The sequence below is a fragment of the Rhizobium atlanticum genome, assembly GCF_030182485.1.
Lineage (GTDB): Bacteria > Pseudomonadota > Alphaproteobacteria > Rhizobiales > Rhizobiaceae > Rhizobium.
In genome coordinates, this window is sequence record NZ_JAQJCJ010000023.1 from 23,699 (window position 1) to 47,687 (window position 23,989).

Consider the following 23,989-nt stretch of genomic DNA (forward strand, 5'->3'; position numbering starts at 1 on the left):
ACGTCTCGATTCCCTCTTCTCCCCTGTTGGGGTCCGAAGGACCGGTCGAGACCCGCGGCTCGACCCCGATGAGTGCCCGTAGGGCGGATGGCGGGGCCACGCCCGCAAACTGCGCTGAAAACGAAAAACGGGCACACGGCTTTCGCCGTCGCCCGTTGTGGTCGAACGATCCGGTTCAGATGAGGCTGTCGATGAGCTTCGACATGGTGTCAACCGGCATGTCTCCAGAATAGCGCTTGCCATTGATGAGGAAGGTTGGCGTGGCGTTGACGCCGAAATCCTTCGATCCCCTTTCCCGCGTGGCGTTCACTTCATCCAGAAGCTTCTGGTTCGTCAAGCATTTCGTGAAGCTATCCTCAGTAAATCCGGCAAGCTTCGACATCTGCAGCAGTGCGGCGCGGCCGTCATCGGCGGCGGCCCAGACCTGCTGCTGCTTGAACAGCATCGAGACCATCGGGAAATACTGTTCCGGCGTGCTCAACTGCTCCGGATTGGAGGAACTGCAGCGGGCGAGCATGAAGGCGGCCGCCGCACGCGGATCGAAGGGAAATTCGCGGATGATGAACTGCACCTTGCCGGTGTCGACATATTTCTGCTTGATGGCGTCGAAGGTGGTGTTGTGGAAATGGGCGCAATGCGGGCAGGTCATGGACATATATTCGACGATCTTGACGGGCGCGTCGGCCTTGCCAAGCGCCATTTCCGGCAGCGCGCCGGGCTTCAGCACTTCGGCCATGTCGACATCGCCGTCGGATTGCGGCATGTCGGTCGCCGAGGTGGCTGCCGTCTGCATGGTGTCGACATTGGTGCCGTCGGCCATGGTCTTGCCGGAGGACAAAGCATCGGCAGCGTCCTTGCTGTCGTTGCAGGCGGCAAGCGCTGCGGCAGCTGCGGCGATGGCGATCCCACCCAGAAGGCGGCGTTTCGTCAGTTGCATTTCGGACATCTGCATGGGTTCCCCATAAATGAGATTGACGGCGTGACTGTGCGATATAACGGCTGGCGGCCGCTCACAAGGCACTGATCAGCAACTTCCTTCAAAGAATTGTGACCGTGATGGGACCGAAAGCAGATGCCGTAGCCGAAATGAGCGATTCTCAGTTTTCACGGAAGGCCGAAGGCGTATTCCGGCCAGCATAAAACAGCCTCAGTATCTGCACCTGCTCCTTCACGACCCGATAAGCAATGGTCACGCGCCGCTCGAAAACCAGAATGCGAACACCCGGGGCAAAATCCTCACGCGGCGCTCCCCTTTCCGGCATGTCTTCCAAGCCATGACAAAACTGTCTCAGCCGGCGAACGAGTTCTATTGCCGCCATTGGATTGTCTGCAGCGATGAATTCGTAAATATCGAGCAGATCCTTCTCCGCCCTAGGGCGAAATACCACCTTAGGCATCATCGCCCTGGGGCTTCATTCGATCGGTGTGCAGACGTTCGAGTCGCTCGAAGACCACATCAGCTTCGATATCCGAACCCGGATCGTCCATCGCCTCACGGATTTTCCGACGCATGATTTCGTCGATCGCATTCTCTTCCCGGTCGAGCGCGCGCAACGCGGCGCGGATAACCTCGCTCGCCGAACTATAGGCGCCAGATTCCAGCCGCGCTTCCAAGCTCTTCTGCTGGCTCCCGAGCGTCACCGTAATGGGTTTGCTGCTGCGCATTCCTGTTCACTCCTCTCAGGTGATTACAGTGTAATACACTTGCGATGGAGTTCAAGACCGGCTTCATGCCCAGGCTTTCTAACTGACGTCGGGCTGCTCGACCAGCCGCCGACCAGGCAGCTTGATCGTCGGATCTCAACCGAAAGTCCGGCGCTCCCCATGGATCGCGCCGGACTTCGACGTCTCTCGGATCACTTGCATTCAGGGTCGTCGCCGAAGCCCTTGCAGAAGAACTCGGCGGCGTTTTCCTTGGTGATCATTTTCGATGCGATCTCGATTTCCATCGAGCCATCGTCTTTCTTCGTCAAGGTTCCGAGCTTTTCAAGCGCCGCGGTATCGTTGGTGGCGAGCGCGTGCGCGGCGATGACGCCTTCCGGCGCGACGGTGGAATAGGTGAAGGTCGCTGTGAGGTCACCCTTGGCGACGGCACGGATGGCGGCATTTTCGCCGTCGATGCCGATGATGAGGATACCTTCCTTGTCACGGCCGGCGGCCTGGATCGCCCGCAGCGCGCCAAAGGCCATATTGTCGTTATGGGCGTAAACGGCCTGGATTTGTCCGGCCGGGAAACGCTGGAGCGTATCCTCCATGAACTTCAGCGCTTTTTCCTGGTCCCAGTCGGCGTGGGTCTCGGCGATCACCTTGATGTCGGTGCCGGCGATAGCTTCGGCAAAACCTTCATGACGCTCGACCGCGGGAGCGACAGCCGGGTCGCCCTTGATCTCCACGACATTGCCCTTGCCTTTCAGGGCTTCAGCTATGTATTTGCCGGCAAGCGTCCCGATGGGTTTGTTGTGCGGGCCGACATGCAGCGTCACGGGAATATCAAGGCTGCGCTCGAGCGTGATGACCGGAATGCCGGCGGCCAGCACCTGCTTGACGGTCGGAGCGATCGCGGCGCCATCCTGCGCCGAGATCATCAGAACCTTCATGCCCTGAACCATGAGGCTTTCGACGTCCGAAATCTGCTTTGCGGACTTGCCTTCGGCGTTGGTGACGATCAGATCGACATCCTTGAAGTTTTCCGCGGCATAGGCCTGGTTGCGTTTGGTCATCGTGTTGCGATGCGCCGAATTCGAGCTCGCCTGCGAGAAGCCGATGACGATCTTGTCCGCACTGAAGGCGGGAACCGCTGTCAGGACGGTGGCGAGTCCGGCGGAGATAATGAGCATGCGTCTGGCGATATTGAGCATTTTTAGTTCTCCCTCTGTTGAACACGCTAGCTGCGTGGCTTTCTTCCGGCTTCGAGCAGCACGGCAAGAACGATGATCCCGCCCTTCACCACCTGTTGTGAGAATGGTGAAACGCCTGCGAGATTGAGAATGTTTGCGATGATGGCGAGCACCATGGCGCCGCCCATCGTGCCGAGAACCGTGCCTTCGCCGCCAAACAGCGACGTGCCGCCGATCACCGCGATCGTGATCGCTTCCAGTTCGAGGCCGAGGCCGGAATTCGGGTCGCCGACGGAAAGGCGGGACAGGAAAATCAGGCCGGAAAGCGCCGCCAGCACGCCGCAGATGATGTAGACGCTGAAGATGACGAGCGGCACGTTGATGCCGGACAGTCTCGCCGCCTCCTCATTGCTGCCAACCGCATAGATCGCCCGTCCGAACGGCGTGAAGCTCAGCACGATGGCAGCGATGATGCAGACGATCGCGAAGACGTAGATCGGAGTGGGCACACCCAGAATATAACCGCCGCCGAGCACGAAGAAGCTGTCGGCGAGCTTTCCCGGATTGACGGTTCCGCCGTCGGCAATCATCAGCGCGAAGCCGCGCACCATCACCATGCAGCCCAGCGTCATGATGAAGGCCGGAATGCGGAAATGGGAAATGCCGAAGCCGTTGACGCAGCCGACGAGGGCGCCAATGGAGAGACAGATGAGCACCATCAGCGGGATGGGCATGCCCTGCTCCATCAGGACCGCGCCGGTGACGCCGACCAGCGCCACGATCGAGCCCACCGAAAGATCGATCCCCTTGGTGAGGATCACGAATGTCATGCCGATGCCGAGAATCCCGTAGAGCGCGACCTGCCTCAGAACGTTCAGAATATTGATGGGGTTGAGAAAATGAGGAGAGATCAGCGAGGCGGCGATGATCAGTACGATCAGTGCACCGGCAAGACCCGTCCCGCGCGGAAGGCTTTTTTTCATGGTGGTCCCCTCATTAATGTAGCGCCGCAAAGTGCATGACTTCTTCTTCGGTCGCAGTGCGTGCGTCGAGTTCGGCCGTTATTTCGCCCTCTCTCAAAACATAGAGCCGGTCGCACAGACCCAGGATTTCCGGTAATTCGGAAGAGGCGATGACGATCGCCAAGCCGCGGGCTTCCGCCAACTCGACCAGCAGATCGTAGATCTCACGTTTGGCCCCGACATCGACGCCGCGCGTGGGCTCGTCGGCTAGCAGGATCTCGCATCCGGCGCTGACTAGCCTCGCCAGCACGCATTTCTGCTGATTGCCACCCGAAAGGTTTTGCGTCGCCGCTGCGGCGTTCGGCGTCCTGATCCGCAGCCGCTCGATGAGACCGCTGACTATTCGGCGCTCGCGGCCAACGGATAGAAGTCCGAACCGGACGATCTGCGCGAGGCTGGCCGACATGATGTTGAAACCGACGCTCTGTATCAGGAAGAGGCCTTCGGTCTTGCGGTCTTCCGGCACGAGGCCCAGTCCCTTGACGATGCCGGCGCGCGGCGAACCGATGCTGGTGCTGGCGCCGTTGATGCTGACCTCGCCGGCATCGCGCGGGTCGGCACCGTAGATGGCGCGCAAAAGCTCCGTGCGGCCGGCGCCGGCCAACCCGAACAGACCGACGATCTCGCCTTTTCGAACGTGGATACTGACGTTCCTGAGCAGCGCGTGCGTCGAAATATCCTTGGCGGACAGGGCTTCCTCGCCGATCCGGGGCGTGCGCTTGGGAAAAACGTCGCCCACCTCCCGGCCCACCATGCTGCGAATGAGATCGTCCGTCGTGAGCCCATTGGAGGGTCCGTTGTGGACGACCGACCCATCACGCAGAACGGTCACTGTATCGCTCAGTTCGAAAACTTCGCGCAGGCGATGCGAGATATAGACGAAAGCAACGCCGCTCTCGCGCGCCAGCTGCCTGACGACCCGGAACAGCTGGTCGATCTCCGCCTGCGCCAGTACGGCCGATGGCTCGTCGAGAACGATGATCTTCGCGTTGCGCGCAAGCGCCTTGGCGATCTCAACCATCTGGCGCTTGGCAACGGAAAGCGTTCCGATACGGGCCGTCGGATCGACATCGAAACCGAGCCGATCGACGACCTCGATGGTCCGGCGCTTTGCTTCGCCCCAGTCGATCAGGGCGCCCTTGCGCGGCAATCGCCCCATCAGAACGTTTTCGGCGACGGTCAGGTGCGGCGCCTGAGCCAGTTCCTGATAGATAACCGCCACACCCCGTGCGATCATGCCCGCCGGAGTCGGATCGAGAACCTCTTCGCCAAAAAGCTCGATACGCCCCTCATCGGCGGAATAGGCGCCGGAAAGGATCTTCATCAGCGTCGATTTGCCGGCGCCGTTTTCCCCCACCAACGCCCTGATTTCTCCGGGCTGCAGAGAAAACGACACGCCCTTCAGGGCGCGCACGCCCGGAAAGGATTTGGTGATCCCTGCAAGAGCCAGCGCCGACGTCATTTCAGTGTCCTCCGCAGCCGCAGGAGCGGCGAATTGTCAGTTTTGCCGGCAGACGAACCTGTCGCACGCTTTCGGTGCTCGATTTGATCCGCCTGGACAGCATTTCCGCCGCCTGCATGCCGATCATCTCGCTCGGCTGCGCCATGACGGTCAGCCGCGGTTCGAAACAGTCGGCCCAATCGAAATCATCGAAGCCGATCAGCGCCAGATCCTCGGAAATGCGCAGGCCGAGGTCCCGCACCGCGCGCATGACGCCGATCGTCGCCAAATTGTTGCCCGAGGCGATGGCGGTCGGACGATCGGACCGACCAAGGATGGCAAGCGCGGACTGGTGAGCATCCGCGCTATTGGCATTGCCTTCGCTCATCAAAGTGGGATCAATCTCGAGACCGTTCTTGCGCATCGCATGCACGTATCCACGCACGCGCTCGAGCGTGGACCGCAGCCCCGGCTCACCGGCGATGAGGCCTATGCGGCGATGCCCGTGGCCCACCAGATGGTCGATCAGCGTTTCCATCGCCGCCTCGTTGTCCAGGCAGACCCCGTCCGCATCCTCAACGGTCAGACGGTCGACGAGCACAAAGGGCATGCGAGCCGATCTGAGATATTCAACGGCGCGGTTTTCCGGATCGCTTGACGGAGCCAGAATCACTCCATCCACACGCCGCTGGACCAATTCGCGGACCAGCTTCAGTTCGGTCGCCGGATCGTTCTGCGTGTCGCAGAGAAAGACGAGCTGCCCGATCGCGGCGCAGGCCCGTTCGATCGAGGATACGATATCGTTGAAATAGTAGTTGGTGCTGATCGAAATGGCGATCCCGACGGCATCGGTCGAGGATCGCACCAGTGACCGGGCCACGGCATTCGGCACGAATCCGAGGTTTTCGATCGCCTCTTTGACGAGCTTCGCGGTCGCCTCGTTCACATGCCGCGTGCCATTGATGACGTGCGAAACGGTAGAGACCGACACGCCCGCGGCGCGCGCGACATCAGTGATTGTCGCCATGATTGCAGACCTCCTCCCCCACCGACGCGACAGCTTCAAGCCGTCGCCGCGTCGCCTTCCGAACCAAATCGAAATATCCAGCCGATCCAGAACAAGCCACAGCCCGCCGGTCGCTTTCTGTCCGCTTCATCCTCCAATGAAACGATCGCAATCAGCGTATGGCCATCGAAACGTTTGCGCAAGCGTTTTCTTCGGTGATTTATAGTGATATACGGGCGTAAGGGAGGAACGCACATGGCGCTGAAAAACATCCCCGGGATTCTCTGTCCGGATCTTTTGTGGACACTGAGCGCGATGGGCCATGGCGACGAGATCGCCATCGTCGACAAGAATTTCTCGGCGTCCCGCGTGTCGAAAAAGACCGTAAGCGGCAAACTCATATCGATGAATGCGGCCAGCGCCACAGAGACCATAGAAGCGATCCTGGCGGTCATGCCGCTCGATCACTTCGTCGAACAGCCGCTCATGCACATGGAGGATCCGGATCAGGCCGGGATATTATTGCCCGTTCATTCGGATGTGGAATTGCTTTGCGCGACCGCCGAACAGCGCGGCATCAGGAGCAAGCCTGTCGAGCGCTTCGCCTACTATCCGATTGCAGAAGCCTGCTTCGCGGTGGTTCAGACGGGTGAAACACGGCCCTATGGAAACTTCATCCTGAAGAAGGGTGTGATTTAGGAACGCCCCTGGAACCGCGCTAGAGCCGGATGCTTGTCCACTGCATTCATCGTCCCCGCTTGCCCATCACCGCCGTGCCCAGTCGCTCAATCGCCTGGCGCAGCTTGTCTCCCTCTATCCCCTCCATCATGCCTTTGAGCTTGCGGGCGGCTTCGCCCTTCAGCGGCGGCGGGGTGCGGGAGCGGCGGACGGCTTGCGACACCGGCTTCTGGACGATGCGGATCTGGTGGATGGCGGCGAAGCCGAAGAAGCTGTTGATGCGCTGGATGAGTTCGCCCTGGGCATGAGTGAGGAAAAGAGCGCGCGCGCCTTCGCAGGCGATGGTCAGCACGCCGGGGCGGAAGCTGCCGTCATCGCCGCCGCCGCGAGCCCAGGCTATCTTTTCCGGGCGGGTGCAATCGGCGAAATCCTCGCCGGCGATTTCGCTCCACGAGCCGAGCAGCGCCGTGTTGATGCCGGCGCGGCGCGCCAGGACCGGATCGATCAGCCCGTTCGCCAGCTCAGAAATCTGTTTCACATCTTTGCGTGGATAACTCATCGAAACCCTTGGACGGAGCCGCGAATTGGTGCGTCCGACTTGATCGCGCGGCGTTGCTTCGCCAAGTATAGGGCCTTCCCCCCAATGCGGCAAATCATGACGACCACCACACTCGACACCCCCTCGGCAAAGCCCCTCCTCGACTGGTACGACCGCCATCACCGCGACCTGCCCTGGCGCGTTTCGCCCGGCATGGCGGCGCGCGGCGTCCGCGCCGATCCCTATCGCGTCTGGCTGTCGGAGGTGATGCTGCAGCAGACCACGGTGCAGGCGGTCAAACCCTATTTCGAGAAATTTCTCCGGCGCTGGCCTGACGTCACCGATCTCGCCGCCGCCGACAACGACGAGGTGATGGCCGCCTGGGCGGGCCTCGGCTATTACGCGCGCGCCCGCAATCTGAAGAAATGCGCCGAAGCGGTGGCGAGGGAACATGGCGGCGTCTTTCCCGATACCGAGGAGGATCTGAAATCGCTCCCCGGGATCGGCGACTATACGGCAGCGGCCGTCGCGGCCATCGCCTTCAACCGGCAGGCTGCGGTCATGGACGGCAATGTCGAGCGGGTGATCTCCAGGCTTTATGCGATCGAAACGCCGCTTCCGGGCGCCAAGCCGCTGATGAAGGCGAAGGTGGCGCTGCTGACGCCGCCGGGCCGGCCGGGCGATTTCGCCCAGGCGATGATGGATCTTGGGGCGACGATCTGCACGCCGAAGCGCCCGGCCTGTTCGCTCTGTCCGTTCCGAGACGTCTGCCAGGCGCTGAAATTGTCCGATCCCGAGCTCTTTCCGGTCAAGGCGGCGAAGAAGGAAAAGCCGGTGCGCCATGGCGCGGCCTTTATCGCGGTGACCAGAGAGGGCGAAATCCTGCTCAGGCGGCGCGGTGAAAGCGGCCTGCTCGGCGGCATGACCGAGGTGCCGACGACGGCCTGGACGGCGCGGCTCGACGGCGAAACCTCGGCGGCGGCCGCTCCTTTCGCCGCCGGATGGCAGGCCAGCGGCACTGTTACCCATGTCTTCACCCATTTCGAGCTCAGGCTTGCCATCTGGCGGGCGGCGATTGCCCAAAAGCCTGACATGGATGACGGATGGTGGGAACCCGTTACAAATCTTGAAGCGCAGGCCTTGCCGACCGTCATGAAAAAAGCGATCGCAGCGGCTATTCCTCTCGCATTCAAAACATCCAGGGCATAAACATGACCACCGAAATAAAGCATATCGTTTTCGATATCGGCAAAGTCCTCATTCATTACGATCCCAATCTTCCTTTCGCCCGCCTCATTCCCGACGAGGCCGAGCGCAACTGGTTCTTCGCCAATATCTGCACCCATGACTGGAACGTCGAGCAGGACCGCGGCCGCACCTGGGCGGAGGCCGAAGCGCTGCTGATCGAAGCGCATCCGACGCGCGAGGAGCATATCCGCGCCTTCCGCAAATACTGGCACGAGATGGTGCCGCACGCCTATGAGGAGAGCGTCGCGATCATGGAGGGACTGATCGAGGAGGGCCGTGACGTGACGATGCTCACCAACTTCGCCTCCGACACGTTTCGCGAGGCGCAGGTGCGTTTCCCCTTCCTGACGAAACCGCGCGGCGTCACCGTTTCCGGCGATGTCGGCCTCATCAAGCCTGACATCGCGATATACGAGACGCATACGAAGAGCTTCGGCCTCGACCCCGCCGCGACGATCTTCATCGACGACGCGCCGGCCAATGTCGAAGGCGCCAAGGCTTTCGGCTGGAACGCAGTGCTGTTTTCGGGCGCGGATAAACTGCGCAGCGATCTCGCCGCCCATGGCGTGAGGGTCTGAGACCCATGGCCTTCGACCCGGCAAAAGAAATCGAACGCTTCCACGCCGCCATCAACGCGCTGGATTTTCCCACAATCGAGGACTATTTCGCCGAGGACGCGACCTATATCTCGAACGGCGTAGGCAGCCTTGCCGGGCGCACCGAGATCATGGCCGCCTTCCGGCGCTATTTCGACGATTACCCCGATCAGACGGCCGAGAATTCGCTGGTGGAAAACCTGACGCCCCTCTCCGGCCGCGCCGTCTGGTCGCTCCGCGCCACCCACAGCCGGAACGGCAAGCCGCTGCTGCGCGAGGGCGAGGAGACGATCACCTTCAATGAAGACGGCCGCATCACGCGCGTCGAGGTCACCGATTACAAGTCGTTTTGACGAGGCAATCCGAATGTTGAAATAGAAGACGCCCGAGGCTTGAACCCCGGGCGCCTTGGTCTTCTTCCGCAACTGGAGGAAACCGGAAGAAGGTATTTCGATCCCCAGAGCATGATGCCGAAAAGTGTAAGCGGTTTTCGGACGACATCATGCTCTCATTTTCTGACTTAGATCCGGATTCAGATTTTAGGCCAATCTGGCCTAAAATCATCCGGATCTAGGGCGCTGCTCAATCCACCCTTGCCAGATCACTGCGGATAACGGACCTGAGCTCGTCGATCGGGCGCAGGGACTGCCCGTCTTCGAAATGCCAGAAGGTCCATCCGTTGCATGCATCGAGACCCTGCACCTTGGCGCCGAGACGATGAATGGAGCCGGCCTCGCCGCCGGAGGCGACGGTGCCGTCGGCGCGCACGATGGCGCTGTAGCGGCGCTTGGCGTCGGTCAGCACCTGGCCGGGCTTGATCAGGCCGCTTTCGACAAGCACGTTGAAGGCAACGCGGACCTCGGCCTTCTTGCCGGTCATGACGGTCAGTTCCGCCTTGCCGAGCGGCTCGACCGCGGCAATGCGGGCTGCGGCCGCATCGATATAATCCTGCTCACGCTCGATACCGACGAAGTGGCGGCCCAGACGCTTGGCCACCGCACCCGTCGTTCCCGAACCGAAGAAAGGATCGAGGACGATATCGCCGGGTTTGGTCGAGGCCATGAGGACACGGGCCAGCAGCGCCTCCGGCTTCTGAGTCGGATGCACCTTTTTGCCGTCCTCACCCTTCAGCCGCTCGGCTCCATTGCAGATCGGGAACAGCCAGTCCGAGCGCATCTGCACGTCGTCATTGGCCGCCTTCATCGCATCGTAGTTGAAGGTATAGCCCTTGGCCTTGGCATTGGGGCTCGCCCAGATCATCGTCTCATGGGCGTTCTGGAAACGGCGGCCCTTGAAATTCGGCATCGGATTGGTCTTGCGCCAGATGATGTCGTTGAGGATCCAAAAATTCAGATCCTGCAGCGTGGCGCCGACGCGGAAGATATTATGATAGGAGCCGATCACCCAGATCGAGCCCGTGGGCTTGAGGACGCGGCGGCAGGCGAGCAGCCAGGCGCGGGTAAAGGCGTCATAGGCCTCGAAGGAGGCGAACTGATCCCATTCGTCGTCGACCGCATCGACCAGCGACTGATCGGGACGATGCAGCGTTCCGCCGAGCTGGAGATTGTACGGTGGGTCGGCGAAGATCACGTCGACGGAGTGGTTGGGCAAGGCTTCAAGGGCGCTCACGCAGTCGCCCTTGATGATCGTGTCAACCCAGGAGTCCGCCTTGACGGAAGCCTTGAGGTCGGCAAGCGGAAAAACTGACGCCATTCTGATACTCGCTCATACGCTTTACGCTTAACTCTCCGTTATGGTTACCCAACTTAGTTACCAAAGCCTGAAGCGCTGACCGAATTCGGGAATTTATTGTGGCGGGCACCCCTTCCCTCATCAAGCGGCGTCATGAACCTTGCGGCTGTCGGCCGGCGCCTCGTCGCGTTCGAACATGCCGTAATCGCGCACGACACTGGCGATCCGCAGGCGGTAATCCGCGAAGACGCCGCCGCGGCCGGCCTGCTGGGCGGCCCGGTGGCCCTCGCCATTGCGCCATTCCTTGACCGCCGCCTCGTCGCGGAAGAAGGACAGTGACAGCAGCTTGCCGCGATTGGTGAGGCTTTCGAACCGTTCGATCGAGATGAAGCCGTCGATGGTTTCGAGCTCGGCGCGCAGCCCGCCGGCGAGGTCGAGATATTTGTGGCGTTCGCCCATATAGGGCACGACTTCGAAGATGACGGCGATCATGGCAGCACCAGCTTGGCGTGGGGAGCGGAGACGTTTTTCAGGAAGATGCGGTCCTCCTTGAGGATGAAGCGTTCGCGTCTGGCAAATTCGTAATTCTCGCGGCCGAGTGGGTCGGCGGCCAGCCTGGCGCGATAGGCTTCGTAGGCGGCGAGGCTTTCGATGTTGTAGACGCCGTAGGCCGTCGTCGCCGAGCCCTCATGCGGGGCGAAATAGCCGATCAGATCGGCGCCGTTGCGAGGAATCGTCTGGCCCCAATTCTCGGCATATTCGGCAAAGGCTTCCTTCCTGAAGGGGTCGATCTCATAACGGATAAAGCAGGTGATCATCGGGTTCTCCTTTGTGCTTCCCGTTTTCGCACATTGCCGGACGGCGATGCTTCGGTTACGATCGAAGTATGAAGGAAGGTCCTGATATTGCGCAGATCGGCGCGTTGATCGGCGATCCGGCGCGGGCCAATATGCTGGCGGCGCTGACCGGCGGGCGGGCGCTGACGGCGACCGAGCTTGCCGGCGTCGGCGGCATCACCGTGCAGACGGCAAGCACCCATCTGGCCAAGCTCGAAGCCGGCGGCCTGATCGCCCAGCGCAAGCAGGGGCGCCACCGCTATTTCACGCTGGCCGACGAGGCTGTCGCCCGGCTGATCGAAAGCATGATGGGCTTTGCCGCCGGCCGCGGGCATCTGCGCCACCGGCCCGGTCCGAAGGAGCCGGCGCTGCGCAAGGCGCGCATCTGCTACGATCATCTCGCCGGCGATTACGGCGTGCGCATGCTCGACAACCTGATTGCCTCAGGCGCGATCGAGGCGGTCGGAGAGGGTCTTGCGCTGACTGATAAGGGCGAGAGCGATCTCGCCCGCATCGGCATCGACGTCGGCAATCTCAGATCCTCGCGCCGGCCGCTCTGCCGCTCCTGCCTCGACTGGAGCGAAAGGCGCGCCCATCTGGCCGGCAGCCTTGGCAAGGCGCTGCTTTCAAGTTTCCTCGACAGGGGCTGGGCGCGGCGAACGACGGAAAGCCGCTCGATCCTCTTTACCCCGGAAGGCGAGCGGCAATTTCTATTGCTTTTTCCGGTTGGATAGACTGGCTGCAGATCTGCAAAAACCTGCCACGAAGTTGCGGACGGTGCTCCATTATGCCCTTGCGGTCTTTTCACCTTCCTGCCGCACATGCGCCCGCAGCGCCGCCAGCGTCAGCGCCAACGCCGCGTGATTGCTCTCGGCTTCACCCAGGACGCTTTGGCCTTCCGCCGTTTCACGCAGTTGAGCACCGTAAAGCGGATCATCCGGCGTCTGTCGGGCGCGGGCGAGGTGCCAGATCGCATCCGGCCGAATTTCCCGGCATAGATCGATGGCGTGATTCACGTCATGGGTGAACGGCCGCGCCATCAGGAAGCCGTGCTCAGACCTGATGCTGCTCGGCAGGTAGTCGCGAGGGCCGTTGAAATCCTTCGGCTCGGCCGGCCGGAACTGCTTCAGCATAAAGGCGCAGGTGATGAAGGCGTCGATCCGGCCGTCGGGCATATCCGTCCTTTCCAGGGTTTCAATGATATCCTCGATCGTCATACAGTCTTCCTCTTCGTTCACTTTCGGGCATGCCGCGTCCCTCCCACGGCGGCGGTGGTTTCATTTTCCCGGAGCGCCATCTAGTGCACGAAAAGTCCAAAGGTAGTCCTGGCAATGTAGCTGGTTGCCGATCGACCGAATTTCATCGATTTCCCACTCGCCTCGCTTGAGTTGCCGCCCCTGCGCGCCCGCTCCGGTCGAGCCACGCTCGCATTCGGCACGAGTGCGGGCTCCATCCGGCGTCCTTTGCCGGCGCGCGAAGCCATCAAGCTAGCAGCCTTTTTTCCGCATCTTCTTTTCGATCTTTGCCTTCCTTTCAGGCCCGTCGCCGGCATGTTTTCCGCCGGTCAAACCATGATCCATCATCGCCTGCAGCTGCGCACAGCTCTTGTGATTGTGGTGCTTGCCGCCCTTGGCGGTGGCATCGGCGGACGTGAAGGCAAATAGCAGCGCTGCGGCCGCCGCTGATTGAAAAAGAGCTGACAGCCTCATGGTCCCCCTCCTCTTGTCGCCCATAGTAGGATCAAGCCCTTGGACAGGCAACGCTGCTCGTGTCGCGCCGCTGCAGAACAGCATTGCTAATTTCTTCGCCGCCAGCCGATCGCGATCGGGATCAGACCAAAGTCGGGGTTTTATCCGACCGAGGGCTTAAGAGAGGAACAGTGAGGTTTAACCGAAGTTTGCCATGGAGCTATCCATCCACTCCGGATGCGAAAGCGCTTCAAGAACAAACGGAGGAATATCCTATGATGAAGGTAACACATCTGGCATTGGCAGCGGCCCTTCTGGCCGGCACGGCGGCGTCCGGCTACGCCCAATCGTCAAGCACGGTCGGAACCGGCGGTTCGTCGGCAGGCGGCGGAACTGCGAGCAGCACCGTCGGTACTGGTGGCAGCTCTGCCGGGGGCACCTGCCCGGCCGGCACGACCAACTGCAATTCCGGCTCGTCCTCGACCCTCGGCACCGGCGGCTCGTCGGCTGGCGGCGGCACATCCAGCAGTTCCGTCGGCACCGGCGGTAGCGCTGCTGGTTCGGGGTCCGGCTCGGGCTCTGCTTCGACGCTCGGCACCGGCGGTTCATCGGCCGGCGGCGGCACGTCCAGCAGCAGCGTGGGAACCGGCGGTAGCGCCGCAGGTTCGGGCGATGCCAATTCCGCTTCGAGTGTCGGAACCGGCGCATCGTCGGCGGATGGAGACAAGACCGGCAGTACTGTCGGCACCGGCAGCAGTGCTGCAGGCTCTTCGCACGACAACAAAGGCAAGAAAGGCTGCGCACCGGGCCAGGTCAAGAAGGACGCCGCTGGCACTAAAGGTTGCTGACGATGTCGGCCGGCGCCTTGATGGCGCCGGCCAAAACCTTTGGAGATGAAAGCAATGACCAGATTTCCGACAATCGCATTGACGGCATCGCTCGTGGCGATCGGCGGGCAGGCCATGGCCGAGGAGATCAAGCTCGACGACGGAACGACGTGCACCGTCGTCCAGTCCCAGGCGGGCGACATGTCCACTACCGTCACCGCCGGCAACGGGCATGTGTCCTCGTCGACCACGACGGGGAGCGGTTCGGCCGGCTCCACCTCGTCATCGGCCTCCGCCGGATCCTCGTCGAGTTCGGGAAGCGTCGACAGCTATTCGACCGCCAGCGTTACCCGGCCCGACGGCACCGTCATCACCAAACGCTCCGATGGAACCTGTTCGGTGACGAAACCGCAAAAATAGGAGATGGCAATGAAACCTATCAATCTTATCGCTGCCGCCTCGATCGCACTGCTCGCATCGAGCCCGGCCGTTCTTGCAGAAGAGTGTAACGCCGCAGGAACCGTGGGAACGGCGGGAAGCGCTGCTGTCGGCGGCACATCCGCGAGCTCCGTCGGGACGGCCGGCGCCTGCCAGACTGACGGCGGCACGACATCGTCGATCGGATCCGGCGGAAGTGCCGCGACGGTCGACGGAAAGGCGCAAAGCAAGACCCACATCAATGACAATGGCGACAAGCTGAAGGCGCAGACCAAGGCCCAGGCGGTCGACCAGGGCACGTTCAGCAAGTCGCGCACCAAGACCAGCACGGACGGCGACAGCTTGCAAAGCACAACGCGTACGATGTCGCATGTTCCCGGCGAGAAGCCGGTGAAAGGCACGACCACTCAGAAGATCATCTTGCCGCAACAATAAGGTAAGTGGGCTCACCTCTCTTGAACAAGGTGAGCCGTGCCTCGCCGCCATTGCGGACCGGCGCTCAATGTCGGTCCTCCCCGCCGCCAACACAGAGCATTCATCCATCGAGCGAGACCGCTACAACCTGTGGAGCTGCAAAGCTGCGTGAGCTCGTTTCCCGATTCAAGCTGCGTTCGACAGCTTCGGCGCAGCCTGCGGCGTGCCTCGCTTCCTCAGTTCATGGCGTTGTGGAAAGTCTCGAAAATCAGCGCCCGCAACCAGCGATGGGCGGGATCTGCATCCATGCGAGGGTGCCAGGCCTGGACGATGTTGAAAACCGGCACGGCGACTGGCAGGTCAAAGGTCCTGATCCCGCTGACCGGGGAAGACTTGCAATAGGACTTCGGGATAGAGCCGATCAGATCGGAAGCCGCTGCAACGGCGATCACCGCCGGGAAACTCGGGACGATCAGCCTGACATCCCGGTAAAGGTCCAGCTCGGCGAGCGCCCTGTCGACGGGACCGGCATAGTCCGCTTGCGGCGAGAAGACCACATGACCACAGGCGGCATAGCCCGCAGCCGTTAGCCCTGCATCGAAGATCGGATGCCCCGCCCTTGCGACACCGACGAACCGGTCCTCGAAAAGGCTCTGGCAACGCAGCTCCCCGCCGTCGCGCGGCAAGACACCGATATCCAAATCGATTGCCGCGTCCCGCAAAGCCTGAACGTCCTTGTCCGATCGTGGCGCAAAACGAAGCCTTATCCCCGGTGCGGCGTTAGTCACGGCGGCGCTGAGATCGGCGGCGTAGAGAAGCACGAAGGCCTCATTGGCACGGATGGTGAAGTCGCGCCGCACTTCCCGGATTTCCACGGTCGATGGCGGACTCAGCACCGCTTTCACGGCGTCCTTCAACACCTGCACCTCTTCGGCAATCGCCAGGGCATGCGGTGTAGCGACCATGCCGCGCCCGGCCGGCACCAGGATCGGATCGCCGAGTGCCGCCCGCAAGCGCGACAGCGTCCGGCTCATGGCCGATGTGCTGAGGCCAAGCCGGCGAGCGGCGGCCGATACGCTCTGCTCGCGCAGCAACGCATCCAGCGCCACCAGAAGATTGAAATCGAGATCGGACATGGCGCTATTCTATCAGGCATGGCGCTGTATGCAACGGTCAATTGCTTCAGTTGCGTCTGGCGCAGGAGATCGACGAGGGCTAATGAATCGGCCATCCCATAAGCATCCCGGAGTTTCCATGTCCCTCACCTGCACCCCCCCCCCGATCTCTCAAGATGGCCTGGCGTCACCCCGACGGTACCTGGCTGTCGCCCTCCTGCTTCTGGCAATTGTTCTCGTCGTTCTGGATGGGGCGATCGCCAATGTCGCCTTGCCTTCGATCGCGCTTTCGCTGCACGCGCAAGCGGATAGCACCGTATGGGTCGTCTCCGCCTATCAGCTGGCCGTGCTCGTCGCCATTCTTCCCTGCGGGGCGCTCGGCGAGATCTACGGCGCGCGCAGGGTCTTCCTGATCGGCGTCGCGCTGTTTACCGCGGCGTCCGCAGCCTGCGCCTTGGCGGGCGATCTGCCCGTGCTGATCCTTGCTCGTTTCGCGCAGGGCCTTGGCGCGGGCGCGATCATGGCCCTCGCGATGATGAACCTGCGCCAGGCCCTGCCGCAGCACATGCTGGGTCCGATCATCGGCGTCAATGCCATGATCATCGCCATTTCCTCGGCGGCGGGCCCGGGCCTTGCCGGCGCCATCCTTTCCGTTACGAACTGGCCCTGGCTGTTTGCGGTCAACATACCGCTAGGCATGATCGTTCTCTTCGGCGGCGGCCTGCTGGGGCAGGTCGAAGGCGCGAAGCGGAAGCTGAATGCGAAGGTGTTGCTGGCCAATACAGCGATGTTCATCCTGTTCTTTTCAGGCGCCGACCGGATTGCGACCGCGCCGGTCAGCGGTGCCGCCCTCATCGTGGCGTCGCTCGCCTGCCTGTTCAGCCTGCTGCGCCTCGAACGGAACAGTGACGTCCCGCTCATTCCGACCGATCTCCTGGCCGCACCGGCATTCCGCGTATCGGTCATCGCCTCGATTTTCTGCTTCTGCGGTCAGATGCTGGGCACCATCGCGCTCCCCTTCTACCTGCAGCACAGGCTGCACATGACGCCGGTTCTGGCCGGTCTCTACATGATGGCCTGGCCGGCCGCGACTGCGATCATTGCGCCCGTCTCCGGACGCCTGGCAAACCGCGTCAAGACGGCATGGCTTTGCGCCATCGGCGGGGCGCTGTTGGCGCTTGGTCTGCTGGTGGCGGGCCTGACGCCGCCCGATCCGCGCGGCATCGCCTTTGTCGTCGGCACCGTGGTCGCCGGCCTCGGTTTCGGATTGTTCCAGACGCCGAACAACCGCGTTCTGCTTCTTTCGGCACCGAAAGCCAGAAGCGGTGCGGCCGGCGCCATGCAGGGCACCGCGCGGCTTCTCGGCCAAACCCTGGGCGGGATCTCCATGTCAATCCTATTTGCAACATTGCCGTTGTCGACGGCACTCGACTTTGCGGTGGTCATATCGGGCGGCTGCGCTGCCGCAGCCGGTTTGGTCAGCCTGAGCCGGGCGCGCTACGAAGTGGCGGGACAGCCAGGACCGACCTGAACGCGCTTCTGGTCGTCCGGGTGGAAGCGGGCTTCACGGAGTCCATCACCTGCCGCATCGCAGCCATGCTTGGGATCCGGTTGAGCTTTGGCTGGCCATCGTGTAAAGCCCCAGTATCCTCGGATAAGACCCAGACTTTCAGCAAGGCGTGAACATATGGACGGCTTCGACCTCATCATTTTCGATTGCGACGGCGTTCTCGTCGATTCCGAGATCATCGCGGCGGAAGTCGAATCCGCGCTTTTGACGGAAGCAGGGTATCCGATAGGCGCCGAGGAGATGGGCGAGCGTTTCGCCGGCATGACCTGGCAAAATATTCTGCTGCAGATCGAGCGTGAGGCGAGCATCCCGTTTTCGGCATCGCTGCTCGACAAGTCCGAGAAGCTGCTCGACATCAGGCTGGCGAATGACGTCAAGGCGATCCCGGGCGTCGAATTCGCCGTCTCCAGGCTGCCGATGAAGCGCTGCATCTGCTCGAATTCGAGCACGAAGCGTCTCGACATGATGCTGGGCAAGGTCGGCCTGAAGCCGCTGTTTGCGCCGAACATCTTCTCCGCCAAGGACCTCGGCCCCGACCGCGTCAAGCCGAAGCCGGATATCTTCCTGCACGGCGCAAGCCGCATGGGTGTTTCACCCGACAAGACTGTCGTGGTCGAGGATTCCGTCCACGGCGTGCACGCCGCCCGCGCCGCCGGCATGCGCGTCATCGGCTTCACCGGCGCCTCGCACAGCTACCCCGCCCATGCCGACAAACTGACCGATGCCGGCGCCGAGACGGTGATCTCACGCATGAACGACCTGCCGGGCGTCGTTGCCGCGCTGGCCGCCTGGGAAGGCGTGCTTTAAGGCCTCGGCCATTCGCTCGGCTGCTGGGCCCGATGCGGTCGCGGCACGCCCCTCCTCCACGCCGACGGGCGTATGCCTCCCGGCAACGCCTCTCCTCCGTCATCCCAGGGCTTGACCCTGGGATCCATGCGGCGGGCACGGCGTGGAAAGGCACGGCATCAAACTGCAGGAAAATTACAAAAGCCGAATGCCGGGTCGTGGATCCCAGGGTCAAGCCCTGGGATGACGGAGTGTGGGGTTGGCGTTCTCGCCAAACGCATCGGCGGCGCAGCTTGTGAGACGTTGCTATTGCCGAGGTTTGTGAAGGACGCTCCTGCCAAACGTACCGCCGAAGCAGCTTGTGAGACGTCGCTTTCGCCGAAGCTTGTGGGCGCCGAATCTGGCGTCGCTTCATCGTCGGAGCTGTGCCGATGAGCCCAGACACCACCTCTGATGCGCCGGCGGACTAATGCATCCGGCACCATCTCTCTCCGCGCCGCGGAGTTATCGATCGCGGCACCACCTCTCCTCCGTCATCCCAGGGCTTGACCCTGGGATCCATGCGGCGGGCGCTGCGTCAGGAGCGATGGAGTGCAGCTGCAGGGAAATTATTGAAGCCGCGTGCTTGGCCGTGGATCCCGGGGTCAAGCCCTGGGATGACGGAGTGTGGGGTTGGCGTTCTCGCCAGACGCATCGGCGGCCGTAGCTTGTGAGACGTCCCTTTCGCCGAAGCTTGTGGGCGCCGGATCTAGCGTCGCTTCATCGTCGGAGCTGTGCCGATGAGCCCAGACACCACCTCTGATGCGCCGGCGGACTAATGCATCCGGCACCATCTCTCTCCGCGCCGCGGAGTTATCGATCGCGGCACCACCTCTCCTCCGTCATCCCAGGGCTTGACCCTGGGATCCATGCGGCGGGCACGGCGTCAGGAGCGATGGAGTGCAGCTGCAGGAAATTATTGAGGCCGCGTGCTTGGTTGTGGATTCCAGGGTCAAGCCCTGGGATGACGGAGTGTGGGGTTGGCGTTCTCGCCAAACGCATCGGCGGCAGCTTGTGAGACGTTGCTATTGCCGAGGTTTGTGAAGGACGCTCCTGCCAAACGTACCGCCGAAGCAGCTTGTGAGACGTCTCTTTCGCCGAAGCTTGTGGGCGCCGGATCTGGCGTCGCTTCATCGCCGTAGCTGTGCCGATGTGCCCAGAGACGTCGCTGAGGTTTGTGAAGGACGCTCCTGCCGAAGCGCCGCATCTGCCGTCGCTTCATCGTGGCTGCTGAGCCGATGTGCCCAGACACCACCTCTGATGCGCCGGCGGGCTAATGCATCCGGCACCACCTCTCTCCGCGCCGCGGAGTTATCGATCGCGGCACCACCTCTCCTCCGTCATCCCAGGGCTTGACCCTGGGATCCATGCGGCGGGCACGGCGTGGAAAGGCACGGCATCCAACTGCAGGAAAATCACAGAAGCCGAATGCCGGGTCGTGGATCCCAGGGTCAAGCCCTGGGATGACGGAGTGTAGGGTTGGCGTTCTCGCCAAACGCACCAGCGGCGCTGGGTGAAAGGCACCCAATCAAGGGAACGCTGCTCCAAACGCTCCTACTTTTCCCGGCAGTAACTCAGCTGCTCTTCTTGCTCTTGGCCGGCTGGGTGTCGAAGCCGACGTTGACGCGCACCAGGGCGCCGGCGCCGACGGGCATCTTGATGCCTTCCTTGCGGAAGATGACCTGCGTGCCCGGCGAGCCCGCCGGGATTTCAGTCGGGAATTTAGTGACCTCGGAGTAGAGCACATTCTCGCCGTCGAGAACGCTGACGCGGATCGGCAGCGTCACCGGGCCGGGGGCGCCGGCCGGGCCGGTGATCAGGCGCAGCTGGGCGACGACCGTCATCGTCAGGTTCGTGTCGTTCAGCATGCACTGGCGGGTGTAATCGCCGAAGGCGGCCTGGACGGCGATCTGCTGCGGATCGTCCTTCTTGCCCTTGGCATAGGTGCGGAAGATCGCATCCTGATCGCGCATGAAGATCTGCGGGCAGGCGCCCTGGACGACCGGGGCAGTCGTGCCCTGCGCGGTCTTGGCAGTGCCGATCGAAGGATTGTTCGACGAGGGGTTGGCGGGTGCCAGCGGCATGATCTGGGCGTTGCCGTTTGGCTGGGCGGGCGCAGCCTCCGGTTTGCTGTCGCCGCCGATGCCGAGCGAATTGCAGCCGGCGAGCAGGCCGACAAGAGAAGCGGAGACGATGAGACGCGAGACCTTGCCGAGCACGATATTCCACCCCTTGCACAAGCGTTTCTTGGCGGCCCCATGTCTTTTGCGTGAGGCCTTTCACGACGGTTTGCGATGGTCTATATCAGCGGCTCAAACAAAAATCGATTGGGTACGCGCCGTTTTGATGCACTTTTCGCCGCCGGATGCGGGCAACTTCAACAAGATAACGGCGATCGTATGTCCGCAGGGCCACGCCTTCTCGGTTTCCGGCAAGGCAAGCCATGGCCGCGCCCGGCCCGATGTCTTTCAGCGATAGATCAAGGATGATGAACGTGGACTATATCTCGACCCGCGGCGAGGCCCCTTCCCTCGGCTTTTGCGACGCCCTCTTGACCGGGCTGGCGCGCGACGGCGGGCTCTATGTTCCCCGTGAATGGCCTCACTTCTCCAAGAAGGAGATCCGTGCGCTCAGGGGCAAGACCTATCAGGAGATCGCCTTCACCATTCTCTCGCCCTTCACCAATGGCGAGATCCCCGAGGCGACCTTCCGGGCAATGATCGACGAGGCCTACGGCACCTTCCGCCATCCGGCGATCGCGCCGCTCATCCAGACCGGGCCGAACAGCTTCGTCATGGAACTGTTCCACGGTACGACGCTCGCCTTCAAGGACGTGGCGATGCAACTGCTGGCGCGGCTGATGGATTATGCGCTGGAAAAGCGCGGCGAGCGGGCGACGATCGTCGGCGCCACTTCGGGCGACACCGGCGGGGCGGCGATCGACGCCTTCGCCGGGCGCGAGCGCACCGATATCTTCATCCTCTTCCCGCACGGCAAGGTCTCGCCGGTGCAGCAGCGGCAGATGACGACCTCAACCTCTTCGAACGTGCATGCGCTCGCCGTCGAGGGCAATTTCGACGATTGCCAGAACCTCGTGAAGGCGATGTTCAACGATGCGGCCTTCCGCGACAAGGTCCGTCTCTCCGGCGTCAACTCGATCAACTGGGCCCGGATCATGGCCCAGATCGTCTATTATTTTACGACGGCGGTGGCGCTCGGCGGCCCGGACCGGAAGATCTCGTTCACGGTGCCCACCGGCAATTTCGGCGATATCTTCGCCGGCTACTGCGCCAAGCGCATGGGCCTGCCGATCGACCGGCTTGTCATCGCCACCAATGAAAACGACATCCTGACGCGGACGCTGAAGACCGGCCGCTACGATATGAAGGCGGTGAAGGCGACAAGCTCGCCGTCGATGGATATCCAGATCTCGTCGAACTTCGAGCGGCTGCTGTTCGAAGCCTATGGTCGAGACGCCTCGAAGGTACGCGCGGCGATGGAAAGCCTCAGGCAATCCAACGGCTTCGAGATCGGCGGCCAAGCGCTCAAGGCGATTCGCCGCGACTTCCGGGCCGGGCGCGCGAGCGAGCGGCAGGTGGCCGAGACGATCCGCAAGACCCATGCCGAGACCGGCTACCTGCTTGATCCGCATTCGGCGATCGGCGTCTTCGTGGCAAAGAAGAAAGAGAAGCCGAATACGCCGATGGTGACGCTTGCGACCGCGCATCCGGCGAAATTCCCGGTTGCCGTAAAATCGGCCAGCGGTATTGACCCGGCGCTTCCGACGTGGCTTGCTGGTCTGATGCAAAGGGAGGAGCGTTTCCAGATCATCAAACCGGAGCTGAAAGCCGTTGAGACCTTCATCGGCAAACACGCCCGCAGCGAGACGACGGCAGGCGCAGAAAGATAGCCAATGACAGTTGAGTGCACCCGGCTCAAATCCGGGCTGACAGTAGTCACAGAAACCATGCCGCACCTGGAAAGCGTTGCGCTCGGAGTCTGGATCAAATCGGGATCGCGCAACGAGACGGAAGATGAGCACGGCATCGCCCACCTGCTCGAACACATGGCCTTCAAAGGCACGGCGCGCCGCTCGGCCCGCCAGATTGCCGAGGAGATCGAGGATGTCGGCGGCGAGGTCAATGCCGCCACCTCGACCGAAACGACCTCCTATTATGCTCGGGTGCTCAAGGACCACGTGCCGCTCGCCGTCGACATTCTCGCCGACATCCTGACGGAATCGGCCTTCGAGGAGGAGGAACTGGAGCGCGAGAAGCAGGTGATCCTGCAGGAGATCAACGCCGCCAACGACACGCCCGACGACGTCGTGTTCGACCGTTTCTCCGAGGCCGCCTATCGCGATCAGACGCTCGGGCGCGCGATCCTCGGCACGCCGCAGACCGTCGTCTCCTTCACGCCCCAGCAGATCCGCACCTATCTCGGCCGCAATTACACGACCGACCGCATGTTCGTGGTGGCGACCGGCGCCGTCGACCACCAGGAATTTCTGCGCATGGTCGAGCAACGTTTCGCCAGCCTGCCGACGCAGCCTTCGGCGCCGCCGGTCATGGAAACGGCCCGTTATATCGGCGGCAGCGTGCGCGAGCCGCGCGACCTGATGGACGCGCAGATCCTGCTCGGCTTCGAGGGCAAGCCTTACCACGCGCGCGACTTTTACTGCTCGCAGATCCTCGCCAATATCCTCGGCGGCGGCATGTCCTCCAGGCTGTTCCAGGAAGTGCGCGAATTCCGCGGCCTCTGTTATTCCGTCTATGCCTTCCACTGGGGCTTTTCCGATACCGGCATCTTCGGCATCCATGCCGCCACCGGCGGCGAAAACCTGCCGGAGCTGGTGCCTGTCATCATCGACGAGCTGCATAAGTCTGCCAACGAGATCCACCAGAAGGAGATCGAACGCGCCCGCGCCCAGATCCGCGCCCAGTTGCTGATGGGCCAGGAAAGCCCGGCCGCGCGAGCCGGCCAGATCGCACGGCAGATGATGCTCTACGGCCGGCCGATCTCCAATCCGGAGATGATGGAACGGCTGGAGGGCATCACCATCGAGCGGCTGACCGACCTCGCCGGCCGGCTGTTCTACGATACTGTGCCGACGCTTTCGGCGATCGGGCCGCTGGAACAGCTCGCGCCGATGGAAGACATCATCGCCTCGCTTTCGGTCCCGGCGCCGAAGACGATGCAGGCCAGCTGAGCCGACGTC

At 62.3% G+C, this 23,989-nt stretch carries 28 protein-coding genes; 12 read left to right on the forward strand and 16 right to left on the reverse strand.

Translation table 11 applies throughout. The features are described 5' to 3' along the window. Positions 1–175: 175 nt before the first annotated feature. From PH551_RS27380 to PH551_RS27415, 8 genes are all read right to left on the reverse strand, one after another. On the reverse strand, positions 176–946 hold the full coding sequence (locus PH551_RS27380; protein WP_483315448.1) for a DsbA family protein: 771 nt from the start codon (positions 944–946) through the stop codon (positions 176–178). Between the two features lie 151 nt (positions 947–1,097). Beyond that, positions 1,098–1,397: a type II toxin-antitoxin system RelE/ParE family toxin gene (locus PH551_RS27385; RefSeq protein ID WP_285195873.1), complete on the reverse strand. Its 300-nt coding sequence runs from the start codon at positions 1,395–1,397 to the stop codon at positions 1,098–1,100. Then, positions 1,390–1,665 carry a type II toxin-antitoxin system ParD family antitoxin gene (locus PH551_RS27390; protein WP_285195828.1) on the reverse strand — a complete coding sequence of 92 codons (276 nt, stop codon included), beginning with the start codon at positions 1,663–1,665 and terminating at the stop codon, positions 1,390–1,392. Before PH551_RS27390 ends, PH551_RS27385 begins: the two co-directional genes overlap by 8 nt. 191 nt (positions 1,666–1,856) lie before the next feature. Further along, complete coding sequence (locus PH551_RS27395) at positions 1,857–2,858, reverse strand: substrate-binding domain-containing protein (RefSeq protein ID WP_285195829.1); 1,002 nt, start codon at positions 2,856–2,858, stop codon at positions 1,857–1,859. A 26-nt stretch (positions 2,859–2,884) separates the two neighbouring features. Beyond that, positions 2,885–3,820 carry an ABC transporter permease gene (locus tag PH551_RS27400; protein WP_097597634.1) on the reverse strand — a complete coding sequence of 312 codons (936 nt, stop codon included), beginning with the start codon at positions 3,818–3,820 and terminating at the stop codon, positions 2,885–2,887. Between the two features lie 13 nt (positions 3,821–3,833). Then, a complete protein-coding gene (locus PH551_RS27405) occupies positions 3,834–5,321 on the reverse strand; it encodes a sugar ABC transporter ATP-binding protein (RefSeq protein ID WP_285195830.1) in 1,488 nt (495 codons plus the stop codon). A 1-nt stretch (position 5,322) separates the two neighbouring features. Further along, positions 5,323–6,327 (reverse strand): LacI family DNA-binding transcriptional regulator, encoded by a 1,005-nt coding sequence (locus tag PH551_RS27410; RefSeq protein ID WP_285195831.1) that lies wholly within the window; start codon positions 6,325–6,327, stop codon positions 5,323–5,325. Positions 6,328–6,362: 35 nt separating this feature from the next. Then, on the reverse strand, positions 6,363–6,509 hold the full coding sequence (locus PH551_RS27415; protein ID WP_285195833.1) for a hypothetical protein: 147 nt from the start codon (positions 6,507–6,509) through the stop codon (positions 6,363–6,365). Positions 6,510–6,561: 52 nt separating this feature from the next. Between PH551_RS27415 and PH551_RS27420 the strand changes: the two genes are divergently transcribed. Beyond that, complete coding sequence (locus tag PH551_RS27420) at positions 6,562–7,005, forward strand: RbsD/FucU family protein (protein ID WP_285195835.1); 444 nt, start codon at positions 6,562–6,564, stop codon at positions 7,003–7,005. Between the two features lie 46 nt (positions 7,006–7,051). Here PH551_RS27420 and PH551_RS27425 read toward each other — a convergent pair whose 3' ends face one another. Then, complete coding sequence (locus PH551_RS27425) at positions 7,052–7,543, reverse strand: DUF721 domain-containing protein (protein WP_285195836.1); 492 nt, start codon at positions 7,541–7,543, stop codon at positions 7,052–7,054. Positions 7,544–7,639: 96 nt separating this feature from the next. Here PH551_RS27425 and mutY point away from each other — a divergent pair, with 96 nt between their 5' ends. The 3 genes from mutY to PH551_RS27440 are packed head-to-tail and all read left to right on the forward strand — an operon-like array spanning position 7,640 to position 9,719. Beyond that, entirely contained in the window at positions 7,640–8,731 is a 1,092-nt protein-coding gene (gene mutY, locus PH551_RS27430; RefSeq protein ID WP_285195837.1) for an A/G-specific adenine glycosylase, read from the forward strand. 2 nt (positions 8,732–8,733) lie between these two features. Further along, positions 8,734–9,348: an HAD family hydrolase gene (locus PH551_RS27435; RefSeq protein WP_183705295.1), complete on the forward strand. Its 615-nt coding sequence runs from the start codon at positions 8,734–8,736 to the stop codon at positions 9,346–9,348. 5 nt (positions 9,349–9,353) lie between these two features. Beyond that, the gene (locus tag PH551_RS27440; protein ID WP_285195838.1) at positions 9,354–9,719 is read left to right on the forward strand and encodes a nuclear transport factor 2 family protein; all 366 of its coding nucleotides are present in this window, start codon (positions 9,354–9,356) and stop codon (positions 9,717–9,719) included. Positions 9,720–9,948: 229 nt separating this feature from the next. On the opposite strand, the gene PH551_RS27445 is transcribed toward PH551_RS27440, so the two are convergent. The 3 genes from PH551_RS27445 to PH551_RS27455 form a co-directional block, all read right to left on the reverse strand. Continuing rightward, entirely contained in the window at positions 9,949–11,079 is a 1,131-nt protein-coding gene (locus tag PH551_RS27445) for a site-specific DNA-methyltransferase (protein WP_285195839.1), read from the reverse strand. Between the two features lie 120 nt (positions 11,080–11,199). Then, positions 11,200–11,550 carry an antibiotic biosynthesis monooxygenase family protein gene (locus PH551_RS27450; RefSeq protein WP_285195840.1) on the reverse strand — a complete coding sequence of 117 codons (351 nt, stop codon included), beginning with the start codon at positions 11,548–11,550 and terminating at the stop codon, positions 11,200–11,202. After that, positions 11,547–11,876 carry an NIPSNAP family protein gene (locus tag PH551_RS27455; protein WP_285195841.1) on the reverse strand — a complete coding sequence of 110 codons (330 nt, stop codon included), beginning with the start codon at positions 11,874–11,876 and terminating at the stop codon, positions 11,547–11,549. The genes PH551_RS27450 and PH551_RS27455 overlap by 4 nt, the downstream gene beginning before the upstream one ends. Positions 11,877–11,944: 68 nt before the next feature. Here PH551_RS27455 and PH551_RS27460 point away from each other — a divergent pair, with 68 nt between their 5' ends. Next, a complete protein-coding gene (locus PH551_RS27460) occupies positions 11,945–12,628 on the forward strand; it encodes an ArsR/SmtB family transcription factor (RefSeq protein ID WP_285195842.1) in 684 nt (227 codons plus the stop codon). A 51-nt stretch (positions 12,629–12,679) separates the two neighbouring features. Here PH551_RS27460 and PH551_RS27465 read toward each other — a convergent pair whose 3' ends face one another. Together PH551_RS27465 and PH551_RS27470 are read right to left on the reverse strand one after the other, a co-directional pair. Further along, the gene (locus PH551_RS27465) at positions 12,680–13,111 is read right to left on the reverse strand and encodes a hypothetical protein (RefSeq protein ID WP_285195843.1); all 432 of its coding nucleotides are present in this window, start codon (positions 13,109–13,111) and stop codon (positions 12,680–12,682) included. A 270-nt stretch (positions 13,112–13,381) separates the two neighbouring features. Next, complete coding sequence (locus tag PH551_RS27470; protein ID WP_221113489.1) at positions 13,382–13,603, reverse strand: hypothetical protein; 222 nt, start codon at positions 13,601–13,603, stop codon at positions 13,382–13,384. 254 nt (positions 13,604–13,857) lie between these two features. Between PH551_RS27470 and PH551_RS27475 the strand changes: the two genes are divergently transcribed. The 3 genes from PH551_RS27475 to PH551_RS27485 are packed head-to-tail and all read left to right on the forward strand — an operon-like array spanning position 13,858 to position 15,282. Continuing rightward, complete coding sequence (locus PH551_RS27475; RefSeq protein ID WP_085777238.1) at positions 13,858–14,430, forward strand: hypothetical protein; 573 nt, start codon at positions 13,858–13,860, stop codon at positions 14,428–14,430. A 54-nt stretch (positions 14,431–14,484) separates the two neighbouring features. Next, on the forward strand, positions 14,485–14,829 hold the full coding sequence (locus PH551_RS27480) for a hypothetical protein (RefSeq protein WP_285195844.1): 345 nt from the start codon (positions 14,485–14,487) through the stop codon (positions 14,827–14,829). A gap of 9 nt (positions 14,830–14,838) precedes the next feature. Further along, the gene (locus PH551_RS27485; protein ID WP_097597665.1) at positions 14,839–15,282 is read left to right on the forward strand and encodes a hypothetical protein; all 444 of its coding nucleotides are present in this window, start codon (positions 14,839–14,841) and stop codon (positions 15,280–15,282) included. A 215-nt stretch (positions 15,283–15,497) separates the two neighbouring features. Here the strand turns inward: PH551_RS27485 and PH551_RS27490 are convergent, their stop codons facing one another. Next, complete coding sequence (locus tag PH551_RS27490; RefSeq protein WP_285195845.1) at positions 15,498–16,397, reverse strand: LysR family transcriptional regulator; 900 nt, start codon at positions 16,395–16,397, stop codon at positions 15,498–15,500. Positions 16,398–16,515: 118 nt separating this feature from the next. On the opposite strand from PH551_RS27490, the gene PH551_RS27495 reads away from it, so the two are divergent. Continuing rightward, the gene (locus PH551_RS27495; protein WP_285195846.1) at positions 16,516–17,907 is read left to right on the forward strand and encodes an MFS transporter; all 1,392 of its coding nucleotides are present in this window, start codon (positions 16,516–16,518) and stop codon (positions 17,905–17,907) included. A gap of 156 nt (positions 17,908–18,063) precedes the next feature. Beyond that, positions 18,064–18,753, forward strand: coding sequence for an HAD family hydrolase (locus tag PH551_RS27500; RefSeq protein ID WP_285195847.1), 690 nt, complete (start codon positions 18,064–18,066; stop codon positions 18,751–18,753). Positions 18,754–20,345: 1,592 nt separating this feature from the next. Here PH551_RS27500 and PH551_RS27505 read toward each other — a convergent pair. Further along, positions 20,346–20,993 (reverse strand): hypothetical protein, encoded by a 648-nt coding sequence (locus PH551_RS27505; RefSeq protein ID WP_285195874.1) that lies wholly within the window; start codon positions 20,991–20,993, stop codon positions 20,346–20,348. A gap of 263 nt (positions 20,994–21,256) precedes the next feature. Between PH551_RS27505 and thrC the strand changes: the two genes are divergently transcribed. Together thrC and PH551_RS27515 are read left to right on the forward strand one after the other, a co-directional pair. Further along, positions 21,257–22,681, forward strand: a complete 1,425-nt coding sequence (thrC, locus tag PH551_RS27510) for a threonine synthase (RefSeq protein WP_285195848.1) — start codon at positions 21,257–21,259, stop codon at positions 22,679–22,681. A gap of 3 nt (positions 22,682–22,684) precedes the next feature. Further along, the gene (locus PH551_RS27515; RefSeq protein ID WP_285195850.1) at positions 22,685–23,980 is read left to right on the forward strand and encodes a M16 family metallopeptidase; all 1,296 of its coding nucleotides are present in this window, start codon (positions 22,685–22,687) and stop codon (positions 23,978–23,980) included. Positions 23,981–23,989: the final 9 nt, after the last annotated feature.